General features: G+C 38.7%; 14 protein-coding genes. 3 read left to right on the top strand and 11 right to left on the bottom strand.

Going from position 1 to position 14,656, the window contains the following annotated elements; genetic code table 11:
• Positions 1–13: 13 nt before the first annotated feature.
• The 6 genes from QZL88_RS00560 to QZL88_RS00535 form a co-directional block, all read right to left on the bottom strand.
• Positions 14–880: a glycerophosphodiester phosphodiesterase gene (locus tag QZL88_RS00560; RefSeq protein ID WP_296937846.1), complete on the bottom strand. Its 867-nt coding sequence runs from the start codon at positions 878–880 to the stop codon at positions 14–16.
• Positions 881–951: 71 nt separating this feature from the next.
• Positions 952–2,475, bottom strand: a complete 1,524-nt coding sequence (locus tag QZL88_RS00555) for an SUMF1/EgtB/PvdO family nonheme iron enzyme (RefSeq protein WP_296937843.1) — start codon at positions 2,473–2,475, stop codon at positions 952–954.
• 18 nt (positions 2,476–2,493) lie between these two features.
• Complete coding sequence (locus tag QZL88_RS00550) at positions 2,494–3,927, bottom strand: RagB/SusD family nutrient uptake outer membrane protein (RefSeq protein WP_296937841.1); 1,434 nt, start codon at positions 3,925–3,927, stop codon at positions 2,494–2,496.
• Positions 3,928–3,951: 24 nt separating this feature from the next.
• The gene (locus QZL88_RS00545) at positions 3,952–7,389 is read right to left on the bottom strand and encodes a TonB-dependent receptor (protein ID WP_296937839.1); all 3,438 of its coding nucleotides are present in this window, start codon (positions 7,387–7,389) and stop codon (positions 3,952–3,954) included.
• Between the two features lie 205 nt (positions 7,390–7,594).
• Positions 7,595–8,581, bottom strand: coding sequence for a FecR domain-containing protein (locus tag QZL88_RS00540; RefSeq protein WP_296937837.1), 987 nt, complete (start codon positions 8,579–8,581; stop codon positions 7,595–7,597).
• A gap of 75 nt (positions 8,582–8,656) precedes the next feature.
• Positions 8,657–9,253: an RNA polymerase sigma-70 factor gene (locus QZL88_RS00535; RefSeq protein ID WP_296937835.1), complete on the bottom strand. Its 597-nt coding sequence runs from the start codon at positions 9,251–9,253 to the stop codon at positions 8,657–8,659.
• Positions 9,254–9,318: 65 nt separating this feature from the next.
• Here QZL88_RS00535 and QZL88_RS00530 point away from each other — a divergent pair, with 65 nt between their 5' ends.
• Together QZL88_RS00530 and QZL88_RS00525 are read left to right on the top strand one after the other, a co-directional pair.
• Positions 9,319–9,720, top strand: a complete 402-nt coding sequence (locus tag QZL88_RS00530) for a hypothetical protein (RefSeq protein WP_296937833.1) — start codon at positions 9,319–9,321, stop codon at positions 9,718–9,720.
• 54 nt (positions 9,721–9,774) lie between these two features.
• Complete coding sequence (locus QZL88_RS00525) at positions 9,775–10,020, top strand: helix-turn-helix transcriptional regulator (RefSeq protein WP_296937831.1); 246 nt, start codon at positions 9,775–9,777, stop codon at positions 10,018–10,020.
• Between the two features lie 135 nt (positions 10,021–10,155).
• Here QZL88_RS00525 and QZL88_RS00520 read toward each other — a convergent pair whose 3' ends face one another.
• Both QZL88_RS00520 and QZL88_RS00515 read right to left on the bottom strand, forming a co-directional pair.
• Positions 10,156–10,629: a hypothetical protein gene (locus QZL88_RS00520; protein WP_296937830.1), complete on the bottom strand. Its 474-nt coding sequence runs from the start codon at positions 10,627–10,629 to the stop codon at positions 10,156–10,158.
• Positions 10,626–11,813, bottom strand: coding sequence for an RHS repeat-associated core domain-containing protein (locus tag QZL88_RS00515; RefSeq protein ID WP_296937827.1), 1,188 nt, complete (start codon positions 11,811–11,813; stop codon positions 10,626–10,628). Before QZL88_RS00515 ends, QZL88_RS00520 begins: the two co-directional genes overlap by 4 nt.
• A gap of 93 nt (positions 11,814–11,906) precedes the next feature.
• On the opposite strand from QZL88_RS00515, the gene QZL88_RS00510 reads away from it, so the two are divergent.
• Positions 11,907–12,032: a hypothetical protein gene (locus QZL88_RS00510; RefSeq protein WP_296937825.1), complete on the top strand. Its 126-nt coding sequence runs from the start codon at positions 11,907–11,909 to the stop codon at positions 12,030–12,032.
• A 136-nt stretch (positions 12,033–12,168) separates the two neighbouring features.
• Here QZL88_RS00510 and QZL88_RS00505 read toward each other — a convergent pair whose 3' ends face one another.
• The 3 genes from QZL88_RS00505 to QZL88_RS00495 all read right to left on the bottom strand — a co-directional run bounded on the left by QZL88_RS00505 (position 12,169) and on the right by QZL88_RS00495 (position 14,653).
• Positions 12,169–12,606, bottom strand: a complete 438-nt coding sequence (locus QZL88_RS00505) for a hypothetical protein (protein WP_296937823.1) — start codon at positions 12,604–12,606, stop codon at positions 12,169–12,171.
• A gap of 9 nt (positions 12,607–12,615) precedes the next feature.
• Positions 12,616–13,776, bottom strand: a complete 1,161-nt coding sequence (locus QZL88_RS00500; protein WP_296937821.1) for an RHS repeat-associated core domain-containing protein — start codon at positions 13,774–13,776, stop codon at positions 12,616–12,618.
• 328 nt (positions 13,777–14,104) lie between these two features.
• Positions 14,105–14,653, bottom strand: a complete 549-nt coding sequence (locus QZL88_RS00495) for a hypothetical protein (RefSeq protein WP_296937819.1) — start codon at positions 14,651–14,653, stop codon at positions 14,105–14,107.
• Positions 14,654–14,656: the final 3 nt, after the last annotated feature.

Raw genomic sequence — 14,656 nt, 5'->3', positions numbered from 1 at the left:
GTTATTTTGAAGATTATAATTCTCCGTTTAAAACTTTTAATACTAATTCGGGATCATTGGAGCAGATCTGGTCTACCTTTTGGGTAACAAACCACTTAATAGTAGTTACGTCATCGGCATTATAGGTACTCACCCTGATCTTTCTGTTCTTAAAATCGGTTATTTTCGATGCATTATCAGGATAGAAATTCGTTGTTGTCTGATTTGTCCATGTATAGCCTTTCGACTGATAATTCGCCGGAGTCTGGTTTCCCATATATGCGACAGGAAAACTACCTTGAGAGGCTACGATACATTTTTTTAAAACTTCTTCGCGTCCGACAATAAACTCCACAAAGTAATCGGCTTTCATTGACTTAACTATTTCGGCGGCAGCTTCCCCAGCTTTTATAGAATTGGCATCGCCTCCATATTTGTCATCCAGCGATTTTACGTCTACCCAAAGTTTGGTATACTTTCCCTGCATAGCCGCTTTTATGAAATCTTCGAGTAACGGCAACTCCTCTCCGTTAGCTAATTTTCCTGATGCTTTCAATTCGGAGTAGGTTGATTTATCTACATCCAGACCATTAAAAGTATCGTCGTGGAAAACAATAACTTTCCCATCGGAAGTAATATGTATATCGCACTCGGATGCATAAAGTCTCAAATTGATAGCGTCCCAAAGCGAAGCCAGAGAGTTATGAGGCGTATTGTTTTTTTTATATGCCCCACGGTGTGCAACCACATTGTTATCTACGGGAAGTGGTTTCTGATATTCAACAGGAGGTGTTTCCGGTTCGGGATCATATGGATCGTCGGAACCGGAACATGATGCTGAGAATAAGAAAATGGATATGATCCAGAGAAAGATTTTTCCTGTTTTTGTTTTGATTGTCATATCTGTTATATTTAAATAGTTGGGTAAAATATGGAGGCGGACAAAAGTCCGCTCTCCATAAAAAAGTAGTATTACGGAGTAGGTATGGCTCGTTTGAATACTACACGGAATCCCATCAACCCGTTGCCTGTATAATTCGCATTCGCATTTCCGGCCCTTTGATATACACTGTATGGTGTATGCCAGTAAGAACCTCCTTTGAAAATGTGATTCAGATTATATCCGGTCGTTCCCGATGTTGTATTTTTCTGAGCAGGGCCGTCAGGGTCAGTTACAGAACCATCCGGATATGCTCCGAAAAAGTCATATACATGTTCCATAACATTGCCTGTCATATCATATATTCCCAGTTCGTTAGGCAGATACTGTCCGCCGGACACAGGACGGTGCAATTTCTCTGTTCCACTACCGGCACCTGAGTTGCTCACCAGTGCGACATCATTCCCTCCGGCATACATCAGGCGGTTGGCTTCGTTGATGTATTTACCTCCTCTGGCGGCATATTCCCATTGGGCTTCTGTCGGCAGATTGAAAGTACCCTGATCGCTGTACAATTCATTCAGTTTGTCACAGAAGGCAATTGCCATATCCCATGTAATCTGTTCCACAGGATAGCTGCCATATTTAGCAGTTTCAGGGCGGGTAGGATCGTACTGGTCATTATCGGCACCTGTATATGTAGCCCAAGGATAGCGTGACGGATTAGTTCCCATCATATCATAATATTGCTTCTGGGTAACTTCGAACTTACCCATATAAAAATCGGAAAGTGTTACACTATGTTTTGGCGAATTGGTAGTAAGCACCGCTGCTACATAACCGACATCACCTACGTCACAACCCATAGAGAACGTGCCACCATCTACAAATATGAGTTCTATTCCTGCAACCATCTTGCGGGTTTTGTCCTGTGTCACTTTAATGGTAGCAGAGGCATTATATTCTCCTTCGGTAGCAGTAATTGTTATTTGAGCCTCCCGTAAGTCTATGCTTCCGGTTTCCGGTATAGTCAACCTAAGTATGTTTCCGTCTTTAACCGTTTGACACCAGTCTGTACTGCCTGATTCACCTGGCAGATTTGATACCTGATAGTTCCATGAAGCAAGATTTGTTGTAATAGTTATTGCTTCTTCTCCACCATATTTGTCAAATATTACAACATCTTTATCAACCTCTACTTTAGGAACTACAAAAGATGTTTCCTGACTAATATTTATAATAGCACCCGATTTATCGGCGCCCCTTCCGGCCATAGCGTATACTTTGGCAGCACGTTGCCCCCCTGTATTGGGATCGGCGGTTATCTTCAGTAGTATATCACTTCCCGATTTGGAAATCTGGGCATGACACCAATCATCTGAAGTAGAAAGCTCTATTTCTTCACTCGATGGCGATACGGTCAGCAATATGGCATCCGATCCCGAAGTGAGTGAATTTCCCTGACGGTTGAAGTCCACATTATAGATTGAAGCTTTTACCTTGACGTAATTTAAGGACTGGAATCCCGAAGCGCTCTGGTCATCCTCGCAGGATAACAAGCATAGCCCGGCCAGTAAAGGCAGTATTATTGCCTTTATAATATGAGATTGTTTCATGTTATTTATATTTTATCGTTAGTAACCGTCTGTCTGTTTGATATTCGGATTTGAATTAAGTGATGAATTATGTACAGGCCATAGCAGGATATTTTTGGCATTTTCGCGTCCTTGCAGCCAAGAGCATTCGTCGAAAATTACACCCAGACGTATAAAGTCCCACCACAGGCGGCCTTCGCCAACGAATTCTTTTTTTCGTTCGGCCACAATAGCATTCTTCACATCATCTGCCGATGATAGCCTTGCATAATAGTTATCAACACCGTAGGCTCTTTTTGCAATCCTGTTCAGAGTATTTCTTGCTCCACTGATATCGTTTTGTGCAAGCTTTATTTCGGCATCGAAGAAGATGGCATCGGCAAAGCGATATGCATTAATATCCGAGTCGAGAACGCGGGCAGATTCTATCATATGTCCCGGGAACTTATTCACCCAACCTTTATTTATGGTTTCCAGATAGCCGTAACTTGTAGCAGCTCTGGTATCGGTAGGAACAGAATAAAGGTATTCGGCATATTCTACAGTGATATTTACCCATTGCTGACGCGATGTATAAATAGGTACCGGATTTTCATGATATTCGACAGGTATATTTGTAGAATTGTAAAGGTAATCGTAAGGGTAACCACCTTCATACTCATCCTTGATGTATGGCCATTTGAAAATAACCTCACTATTACTGTCGCTGGTGAAGACACTTGCAAAGTTAGATTCCAGATCGTAACCACTTGCCCCGAGAACATTAGCTACTGCTGTCGCTGCTACCTCAAGGTCGTTTGCCGAACCATCACGTAATTTGTACTTCCAAAGGTAATAATCGGCAGTGAGCATTTCTACTGAGGCATAGGACGCTGTTGTTTTCGAAGTAGCCGTTATCGGCATCAGCCCTCTTGCACTCGATATATCCGCTTCTACTTGTGCAAATACATCGGCTACCGATGACCGTGACGAATACTGGTTGCTTTCTATCGACTCGTAAGGGATCAGTTCAAGCGGGGCATCTCCCCATATGCGTGCGATCCAGTAGTAGCAGAATGCCCGTACATAATAAGCTCCGGCCAATGCTTCGTTCTTTTCGGATTGTGATGCGAATGTCACATCAGGCAGATGGGTTATTACCAGATTAGCTTGATTGATAGTAGTATAAATATCCGCCCAGTTAGCCATATCATTACTGGCGTTCAGCGTACTCGTATAGCAGGTGGTAAACGGCTCGTGGCTACCGATAACCCGTCCGGGGCCCCAGAGACCATTGCGATACTCGCCCCAATAGATAAATCCCTGGCTGAAAGCGCTCCGCATGCGATAATACATGCCTGTAACATTCGCCTTAGCCGAATTTTCAGTCGACCATGCAGTTCCCGTTGTGACTTTCGTATTCTGATCTATGTCGAGCAGATCGCAGGAAGCAAGAGCCAAACAGATGATTGAAATTATTGTAATGCGTTTCATTATTTTATATTTTTCGGTTATATACTAAAAGGTAACTTTTGCTCCTATAGAAATCTTACGGGAAGTAGGATATGGAGAATAACTGGAACTATTCGTCGTACTTACGGCATTTTCGGGTGGAATACCTACCAGCTTGGTAAAATAGTGGAGGTTGCTACCTGACAGATACACGTTCAGTTTTTTGATTCTCAATGCCTGCAAGAACTTCGCAGACAGATCATACGAGAGAGTTATATCACGGATACAGAGATAATCAGCTTTCTGTACCATCACATCACTTGTCCTTCCGTAGTTGCGGTTACCATCATCTGCATCATTGGCAAAGAATTTGGCGAACTTTGTATTATCACCCGGCTTGGTCCATGATTTTTTCACGTCTTCGTGAAGGTTGTAATTGTAAGCAAATGTCCCTTTGAAGAAGTTTCCGTACTGATAGTTGAATACAGAACTACCTATCTGATAATCGAGGTATATATACAATGAGAATTTTTTATAGGTGAATGTATTTCCGATACCTCCGGTACTGTGCGGGATTGTATTTCCCAAAAGGAACTGGTCTTCATCGTCGATCTGGACACTTCCATCGGCACGCAGTGTACTGCCTTCCCTGTTTACCCATTCGTAATCGCCGACAGCTTTTCGTCCGGTAATATTTTTCCCGTCCGACGAGCGGAAGCCAAGGGAACGGGTATCGTAATATGCATTGTCGGCCTGTTCTTCTGTTTCAAGTATTCCTTTTACTTTGTAGCCCCACAATTCGCCTAAGCTACCACCTTCGTAATACCCGCCGATATAATCATATCCGCCACCTATTACCCGGCCATTCATCCGGTTTTTTGGTAAACCATTGTCCGGCAATCTGAGTATTTTGTTTTTATTGTAGGAATAGGTGAAATCGGTAGTCCATGAGAAATCTTTCGTTTCAATATTGCGGGTATGCAATTCGAAGTCGAAGCCATAGAACCTTACTTTCCCGGTGTTGACATTTACAGAATTGAATCCGGTTGTATTAGGCAATGTCATTGATAATATCAGGTCGTCGGTAACTTTGTTATAATAGTCGGCACTGAACGAAATCCTGTTCTTCACCAATTCTACATCTATACCCACGTCGAACTGTGTAGTAGTTTCCCATTTCAGATTTTCATTACCCATTACATCTGCATACAATGCCGCCATACCGTCATACTTATTATTTACATTGTATGATCCTGTGGCATCGAACAGGTCGATACTGTTGTTTCCTGTCTGCCCCAGACTACTGCGTAGTTTCAGACTATTGACAACTGGAAAATCCTTCATGAAATCTTCTTCGGATACTATCCATGCTGCCGATGCGGAAGGGAAATATCCCCAACGGTTTTTCTTTGCAAAGACAGAAGAGCCATCGGCACGTAATGTAGCTGAAACCAGATAACGATCTTTGAAAGAATAGTTTGCACGGCCAAAATAGCTTAACAATGCCTGCCTGGTCTTACCACTGGAAGCGGAAGTTATTGTCGGCTGGGCAGCCAGAGTCGGTATCAGATCGGATGCGCCACCCTCGGCAGCAGCAGACAGAGCATCGGAAAAAGTTTTCTGATATTCCGTACCTGCCATCAGATTGATATTGTGCTTTTCTGCAAATGTTTTCAGGTAGTTGGCATACAATTGCACATTCCTCCTTGTAGTGGATGTAAATGTGGCAGTCGCAGAACGCGGGTCTTTATAATTCGTTTCTTTTATAAAACCATCGTAACGGGAATAGCGATCAGAATTGGTACCTTTGGCTACAATCTTCAAATCGTTGAACGGCCGCCATGTGAGGGTCGCATTTACAGTTGTATACTTCTGGGTACGCTGACGGCTGTAATAATGTGCATACCAATCGGGTGCAATAGTTGTTTTGTTGATACTATGCACGGGGATATCGCTATCGGGCCAGAATACCCGCTGAACATTCGGTATGGAAAAAGTACGTTGTAGGAAAGTAGTTTTATTATCCGGTAAATCTTCCGTAACATTTTCGGAATAATCGTACGCACCTTCCACCGAGAGGTTGTCGGTTATCTTGAACTCCGTATTGCCATGTACCGTAAAACGCTTATATCCGGTAGCAATAGCAATACCCGCATCGTCAGTATAACCCAGACTAAAGTTATATTTCACCCGGTCGTTTCCGCCGATAGCATTCAAATGATAATTTTGCCATACTGCCGACTTAAAATAGCGATCCATAAAATTATTATCCTGAAATATCAGAGTCTTGGTCGGATCGAGCGGATCTACCATCGATTTATATCCGGAAGGAATAGATTCACCCTCGCCAAGATAGCGAGTTGTATAGATACTGCTTTCGGTATTGCCGGAGCTTGCCGCATAATTATTTGCAAAATTACGTTCCGGATATTTGCCTTCGGCCACAGCTTTACGCATAGTAGATATAAAATCGGCAGAATTCATAGTCTTGAAACTCTGTACTTTCTCCTGATGAGCTACACTGGCTTCGAAGGTAATAGTAGGTGCGCTGCTTGTCCCTTTCTTTGTGGTTATCATAATAACACCGTTCGATGCTTTGGCCCCGTAAATAGCTGTTGAAGCGGCATCTTTAAGTGCAGAGATGGATTCGATATCGTTGGGGTTCAATCCCACTATATCTCGTTCTACTCCATCGACCAATACAAGAGGAGAATTACTTTTGTTGATGGAAGAACCTCCGCGAATACGAAATGTAGGGCCTGCTCCGGGCTGATTGTCGGTAGTGAAGACGCGTACACCCGATACTTTTCCTTTCAATCCGTCACCAACAGTATTGATAGGTTTGCTCTCCAGCGTTTTTCCGTCAAGTTTGCTGATAGCAGTGGTTAGCATTCGTTTCGAGGACGTTCCATAACCAACTACTATAACTTCATCCAGCATCTTTTCGTCTTCGAGCAGGGTGATAATCAAAGCTGTCTGGTTGCCAACAGGAATATCCTGTGCTTTAAATCCAATATAGGATATCTGCAATACTGCACCGGATGATACTGTGAGAGAAAATTTCCCATCTACATCCGTCATCATTCCGTTTGTTGTTCCTTTTTCGGTAATGCTAACTCCAATAAGTGGGTCGCCGATAGCATCTTTAATGACTCCTGTAATTTCTTTTTGGTTTTTTTTTGTAGTCTCGTCTTTTTTTTGAACAAGTAATATGATATTATTATCTTGTTTCTGATAACTTATTTCACTGTCGGTGAATAACTGATTGAGTGTAGAATCAATGTTATCGTCCGATACTTTTAGTGAAACGACTTTGTCCAACCCCTTCAAATCGTTATTATAAAAGAATTTGAAGGAGCTTTTACTCTCGATTTCTTTTAAGGCCTCTTTAATAGGCTTCTTTTTGATGTCAACCGTAATTTGCGAAAATACACTACCCGATATAAGTAGCATAAGCAGAATGTGCAAGATTCGCTTTGGGCACAGTAGAATCGTCATTTCCATAGAGAATTAGATTTAATTAGTAACAATAAATTCAAATGTAAGGCATATAGATTTTCATCTATTTATAATGTATACAGGTGTCCGTTATTTTTCCACTACTCATCTTTCTTTATTTAACTTTTGTTAACCAATTTGATCAAAGACTGAAAAACGGCAGAACATATGTACTGCCGTCTCGATTGTTCTATAATTCCTGTATACTTAGCTATTTTTTGTATAAATAAACAATTCCGTCTTTCAGTTTATAACCTACTGAAGATGTTAGTTTTATTGCATCCAGTACACTTTCTATACTCGTGTTGTCGATAGTTCCTGTAAATCGCTGGTCTTTCAACTGCGGCTCTTCGAATACTATATCTATATTGTGCATTCGTGAGATTGTTTTCATTATCGTTTCCAATGACTCATTTTCGAATCGGAGACGGTTTTGCCTCCAATCGGTATAATCTTCGGCATTGACTTTTTTGAAAGATGTTGTTTGTGTTTTCCTGTTATATATTATGCGGTCGTTAGGTGTCATCTCTATTTCTTCTTTAGGTGTTGTCAGTTGTATTCTTCCTGAACTTAAGACAATCTGTATATTATCTTCATCTTTATACGCTTTTATTCCGAAACTTGTTCCCAGTACCGTTATTGCTATATCCTTACAATTAACCACAAAAGGTTTCTCCGGATTATGGTTTACTTCGAAGTAAGCCTCACCATCGAGTTCAAGAATCCTTTCTTTTTGGTTGTAATCGCTATAATATGTGATCTTGGAATCGGAATTTATAGTCACTGCACTGCCCTCGGGTAATGTAAGGCTTGCTTTTTCTCCTTTATTTGCTACGACTTCAAAAGATTCGGTTTGTTGAGGTTTAAAATATAAATATGCACTTACGAGAATAACGAAAGGCAGTAATATGGCTGCGACATTGGAAATCCGCTTCATGTAGAATCTAAGTCCTTTATTTTCTTTATTTACCGGAATATCCGCAATAGTATTATAATTGGTCTGTGCCTGTATATTCTTTAACATCTTCATTTTTATATTTGGATCAATAACATCAGATGCGTTTGTTATATGATTCTCCAACCAACGATTAAGATTTATGTCATTTTCTAAAAATGACTTTAATCGCATGATCTCTTCTGTTGATGCTGTTCCAGATATATAGCGTTCAAATATGTCCAGACAATCTTTTTTATCCATTTAGCGTAAATTTGTTATAATGCATTTTAAATTATATATACAGTGAACTATTGAAAATCCTCTATCGCATTTAGTTTAATTAACAAAAGAGGAGGTTAATAAAATCAATAATATGTGATCGTAATGTTTTGCCAGATGTTCTCTCATAAATGAAAGAGCTTTCGACATGTGAGTCTGTACTGTGCTTTCCGATATCTCGAGTTTTTCAGCAATCTCTTTGTTTGAGAGCATCTTCTTCCAGCTTAATATAAAAACTTGTTTTCTTACGGGAGGCATTTTCTCTATCAGCTTGTCAATATATTCCTCTAATAAATTTTTATTTATATCCCGCTCAGTCTGATTATGATTATTAGCTTCCGGATAGTTCTTCAAAATATAATTTCTGTAAATATATTCTATTGTTTGGTGTTCATATTGGTTCATCAATCTGTTTTTTGCAATGGTGCACAGATAAGAGACAAATGATTTTTCCGGATTCACAGATGTGTGAGTTTCCCACACTTTAACAAAGGTACTTTGAACGATTTCTTCCGCTATATAGGTATCTCCGGAGGCTAGCTTCAAGACAAAATTGTATAGTTTACCACCATATCTATGAAACATTTCCTCAAAAGCTTTGTGCGAACCTTTTTGCAGCTCAAATAAAATATCTTTTTCAGATTGATTATACATTACAGTAATATCTTTGATAGGATGAACCGAAAATCACCAGATCAATTCCTATTGAATGTGTATATTTGGCAAAAGATTTAAGTTTAATACTTGCAATATACGTTTTTCTTGTTATTTGGATGTTTATCTGCCATTATTTAACTTTTTCTAAAAATATAAAACCTCTGTCTGTTAACGAAGTATGGAAAGGTAAACGATTCAAAACAGAGAAATACAAGCAATATGAGAATACCCTGCTTTGGCTATTGCCTAAAATAAAGATACCCGAACCACCTTATGAGATCCATTTCAAATTCGGCTTCAGTAACTCTCTGTCTGATTGGGATAACCCGGTAAAACCAACTCAAGATATCTTAAGCAAGAAATATGGTTTCAACGACAAGCTTATTCGTAAGGCTATCGTTGAAACAGAAATTGTAAAGAAAGGAAGTGAGTATATTGAGTTTGGGATAAGAAGAATTGGGTAGGTATATTATAGATAAATAATCCTGCCGATGATGATACCGACAGGATTATAATTATTGCTACGCAACACTCAGACGGGACGTCTGCGCGAGCGGGGGGAAGCGACTCCTTCGGTGGAAGTGGCGGCGAAGCTGGCGCAGGTGTTGGGGGTATCGCTGGATTACCTGGTAGGGAATACGGATGTATTGCTGGATAAGGTGGTATCTATACAGAAACTGCCGGAGGAGGATAAAAAGTGTATCATGTATTCGATTGATGGACTAATTCAGCATGCTAAAACTAGGCAGGCATACAAAAAGTAGGTTCACTTTTCTAAATAGTGAACTTCATAAAACATTTATTATCAGACGTATGTATTCCTTGAAATATAGATAAAATAAACCCCGCTTATAAAGGATATAGGCGGGGTTCGGTTATCATGAGATAATTAAATTAGTTTATTTGCTTTTCCATTTACCAAGTTTATCTAAGATTTCAGATTCAAAACATTTTATATATTTTTTATTATCTTCTTTTGATAATTCGTTAGTATTAAACCATTTCCAACTACGGTCTATGCTATCTCGGGAAACTCCAATCAATTTAAGTTCAACCTGACCTGATAATCCTCTTTTTGTGTCTGTCTTAAAAAAAACATTCGCTTTCCCTCTTGGTAAATGAACAAACATTGTCAGATAACCTAAATTATCTATTTCTGGTTTAAATTCCACTGAATCTTCCGAGTAAGCTTTATATTGAGAATCATTTGTTTTTAAAAGTTCCACCTTATCCCTAAGCTCTTCATATGACGCTACATCTTTTAATTGATAATTTCGAGCATTTACATATGTTCCAGGTTGGAAAAAATACGCTCCTAAACCAGCAATAATTATGATAAATACAACGATAGTTATTATTTTCTTTTTATTCATTTTGTTCCTTTCTTTTTATAAACGAATGGACTTAAAACAGGGCTTGCTATAGTTTTAACTACCGAGATTGCACCAAAAGCAGCAGCAGTTCCAATAGACCTCCATCTCTCTCTTTCACTTATAGAAGGATTGAGCGCATTGAGTGCATTTCTCCCTGCTAATTTATAGTCATCAGGTAATACCTCTATATTTGTAAAGGCACTTGCTGCACCATTAGCTCCTTTCGCATTATATCCAATGTCATGTTTGAGAGAATAATTATCTTGATTGGTTTGAAAAGGTAAATACCCAAAATATTCTTCAGTTTTATCATTGGTTCGTGGATTATTCCCTCCTGTAGTAGAAGTTCCAAATAAATTATTATGTAATGTGGCGCCATCTACATTTTTATCCCCTGTTCCTATTACAGCAAACCCCTTGCCTGACATTATATCCATCTCTCCTAAAGCATTGCCGCTTGCATCGGTGAAACTCTTATTCTCATTACTAAACGTGTAAACCATAGAATTACCGTCTTTACCTGAGATTTTTACTTGTTGTCCCTCTTTTATAAGCATTACATTTCCCGCTATTTTACCATCACCGTATTTATTTTTTATATCATCCCAGGATTTAACATCCTTATCATAGTAATAATAAGCATTTCCTCCAACACCTCTCATTACCCAATCTAAACCATCCGGGTCAATATATTTTATAGGGTTATTGTTACAGTAAACGTATGGAGATATCCACGGATACTTCTCCGCCAGAGGATCCACTGCACTAAACCTCCCTATACCCGGCTCATAAAACCTCGCACTATAATCATACATATTCAGCCCATGCATCTGATCCAGCTCTTTACCATTATACTTGTAAGGCTGTACCCCCTGTTCTGCCGTTGTATTCTCTGCAAAAGCCATCCCGAAGGGATAATAATGGTTCTTCTGTATTACTGTGCCGTCCGCCTTGGCTACTACCCGATTATTGCCCAGATGGTCCGTCAGGTAGAAATGATAAGTAGTGCCTTCGATATAGCCGCCGTCTATCAGTATGCGCTTTAATGTGCCGTTTTCATAAACCTTGTTACCCACATAGTCGGTAGTCTTGGTATCGGTTGCCTGCGTACTGAAAGGGGCTGTTGCCATAACGGTAGCCGCCTGAAGGTTCATATCCGTTTCATGGATAACCTGTAGTTTCACTCCTGTGGCTGTATAGGTATATTTTGTCCTGCCCTTGACATTGGGGTTATCTATCTCTATAGACTGTGGTAAATTTAGTGAATTATATTGAGTATGGGAAAAGGTAACAAAGGTAACAGATATTACACTTTTTTCGTGTTGTTGTTTTTTGCTTCGCTGAACAAAAGGTATATAGTATGGATAAACAATCCTGCCGATGATAAATCGGCAGGATTGTAATTATTGCTATGTAATACATAGGCTGCAAGCCTGCGCAAAGGAGAGAATTCTCATTGTTTATTTTCAAAGCTAAGTTTTGATTTTTAATCGACGCAAATGAAACCTATACCGAACGGGTATAGATAATTTAAATTCTTTATTGAATCAATTTCATATAGTATTTTTTTTGCTGCGAATTCTCTATCACACTATAGATTTTATCAAAATCATATGGAACAACATTAAAGAATTCGTCCAGAATTAATAGTTTTTCGGAAAAACAAATTCGTATAATTTCTTTAAGTATTTCCTTGTAATTGCTTAAAAAATTAATTCGAAAAGAAGCTGATTCTATAAAATTTTGATTCTTATAAATCTCAATACAATTTGAATTTAAATCACCATATTGAACTATATCTGTATCCCATGATTCAGATAAGGGTAATAAAATGCCTATATCCTCAAATATATTTATTTTTTTACAACTTTTCAGCCACAATGGAGAAGTATCAAAATAACCGTCCTCATCAATAAGTACCTTATCCTTAATTGTATTTTCAGGTACAAGATTAAATGTATATTGCCAGAGAGCCATAATAATATTTTATTTAGGTTTCATATATTTCCAAAAACCAAGCATTTTTCCTTCAGGAACGAGATCTCTTGTGTTTTTGTAAGAACCATACGGCAAGGAAACTTTATTTACAGGAATATCTATTTTTCCAGTCCTTATGGCGGCAAAGTATCGATGATGCCCATCTACTATATAATTTACTCCATTACTTTCTACATATTGTATTGGATGTAATACTCCTTTCTCATTAACACTGTTAACTAATTTTTGCATCTCATTTTTTGATTTTGTTATATAATGGGTGGGATTGAGTTCTGTAGTTTTTAATGTTTTATTCGTAGTCGTTCCTACAATTTCTGAGGCCACTTTTTTCCCAACTGCATTCGCAATCCCCCTGCCTATCATCAAAGCATCAAACTCAGGGCTAACGATTTCTAGTCCTTTCTCACCAATTACGATTCCATGATAATTAGTAAGAACACCTCCATTTGTGTAGATTCCTCCTTGAGGTGTAACTACGACATCAGAAAAGGTTACACTATAAACGTCCTGTCCTCCTTTACCGACTCTTGCCACCAAACTATAACTGGTATTAAGTGATGTCATTATATTTTTTCTCCCCGGAGTTGGTTCGTAGTTGCTTTGATAATAGATGCTATCCATACCATTCGGATCAATAAATGCCATTGGATTATTAGCGACATATGCATAAGGTGATATATTGTAATAGTTCTCCGCATGCGGATCCACCGTACTAAACCTCCCTATACCCGGCTCATAAAACCTAGCACTATAATCATACATATTCAACCCATGCATCTGATCCAACTCCTTACCGTTATACTTGTAAGGCTGTACCCCCTGTTCTGCCGTTGTATTCTCTGCAAAAGCCATCCCGAAGGGATAATAATGGTTCTTCTGTATTACTGTACCATTGGCATTTGCTACTACACGGTTATTACCTAAGTGGTCGGTCAGGAAGAAATGGTAAGTTGTACCTTCAATATATCCTCCATCTATCAAGGTGCGCTTGAGTGTGCCGTTCTCATAGACCTTATTACCCACATAGTCGGTAGTCTTGGTATCGGTTGCCTGCGTACTGAAAGGGGCTGTAGCCATAACGGTAGCCGCCTGAAGGTTCATATCCGTCTCATGGATAACCTGTAGCTTCACTCCTGTGGCTGTATACATATATTTTGTCCGGCCCTTGACATTGGGGTTATCTATCTCTATAGACTGTGGTAAATTTAGTGAATTATATTGAGTATTGGAAAAGGTAACAAAGGTAACAGATATTACACTTTTTTCGTGTTGTTGTTTTTTGCTTCGCTGAACAAAAGGTATATAGTATAGATAAATAATCCTACTGATGATAAACCGATAGGATTCTTGTAGCGGATTGTAAATCCTTTCAATATCAAACAAGTGATTGCTAATCCCTTGTGACGGAATATGGAATAGATAAATTATCCTGCTCCATTATTGACAGGATTGCTATTATTACTATGCAATACAAAAACTATTGGTCTACGCAAGTCGATGATTCATAATCAATAAAGGTATCAAGTCTTTTTATTAATTCTTTTTCTTGATGATATTTATCTAAAGATTCTTTATTTAGCAAATGTATATTTGGTGTTAAACTATTATACCATTGAAACAATCTTTTGACTTTCTCACAATTTAGCCTTTTTCTATTAGTCTCATACCAATCCTTAACCATCAAAATCTCCTGTCGATTTATCATAATATTGGGAACATAAGAATTTCGTTCCCATTTATAGTTACTAATATCTTCGAACATATTCAAAAAATCTGCATATTCACCATAGATATAAAACTTAGTTGAATCTGTGTAATTTGTTTTTACAGGTCTACCATCTATGCTCGCGGCAATAGGATTATCTATATTTCCTGATGGTAATATGTAACCATCAATTACTAAATTCAGATAATTTTCTATCGATACTACATTATTAACAAACAATGTGTCAATGTTTATATTAGATGCAACAGCACCCAAATTACAGTTTAAAACAATTAGTAAAAAAATAAAATATCTTTTCATCGT

It is taken from the genome of uncultured Dysgonomonas sp. (assembly GCF_900079725.1).
GTDB lineage: Bacteria > Bacteroidota > Bacteroidia > Bacteroidales > Dysgonomonadaceae > Dysgonomonas.
Note: the sequence above shows the minus strand (reverse complement) of the source record. Positions and strands in the feature narration are given on the sequence as shown.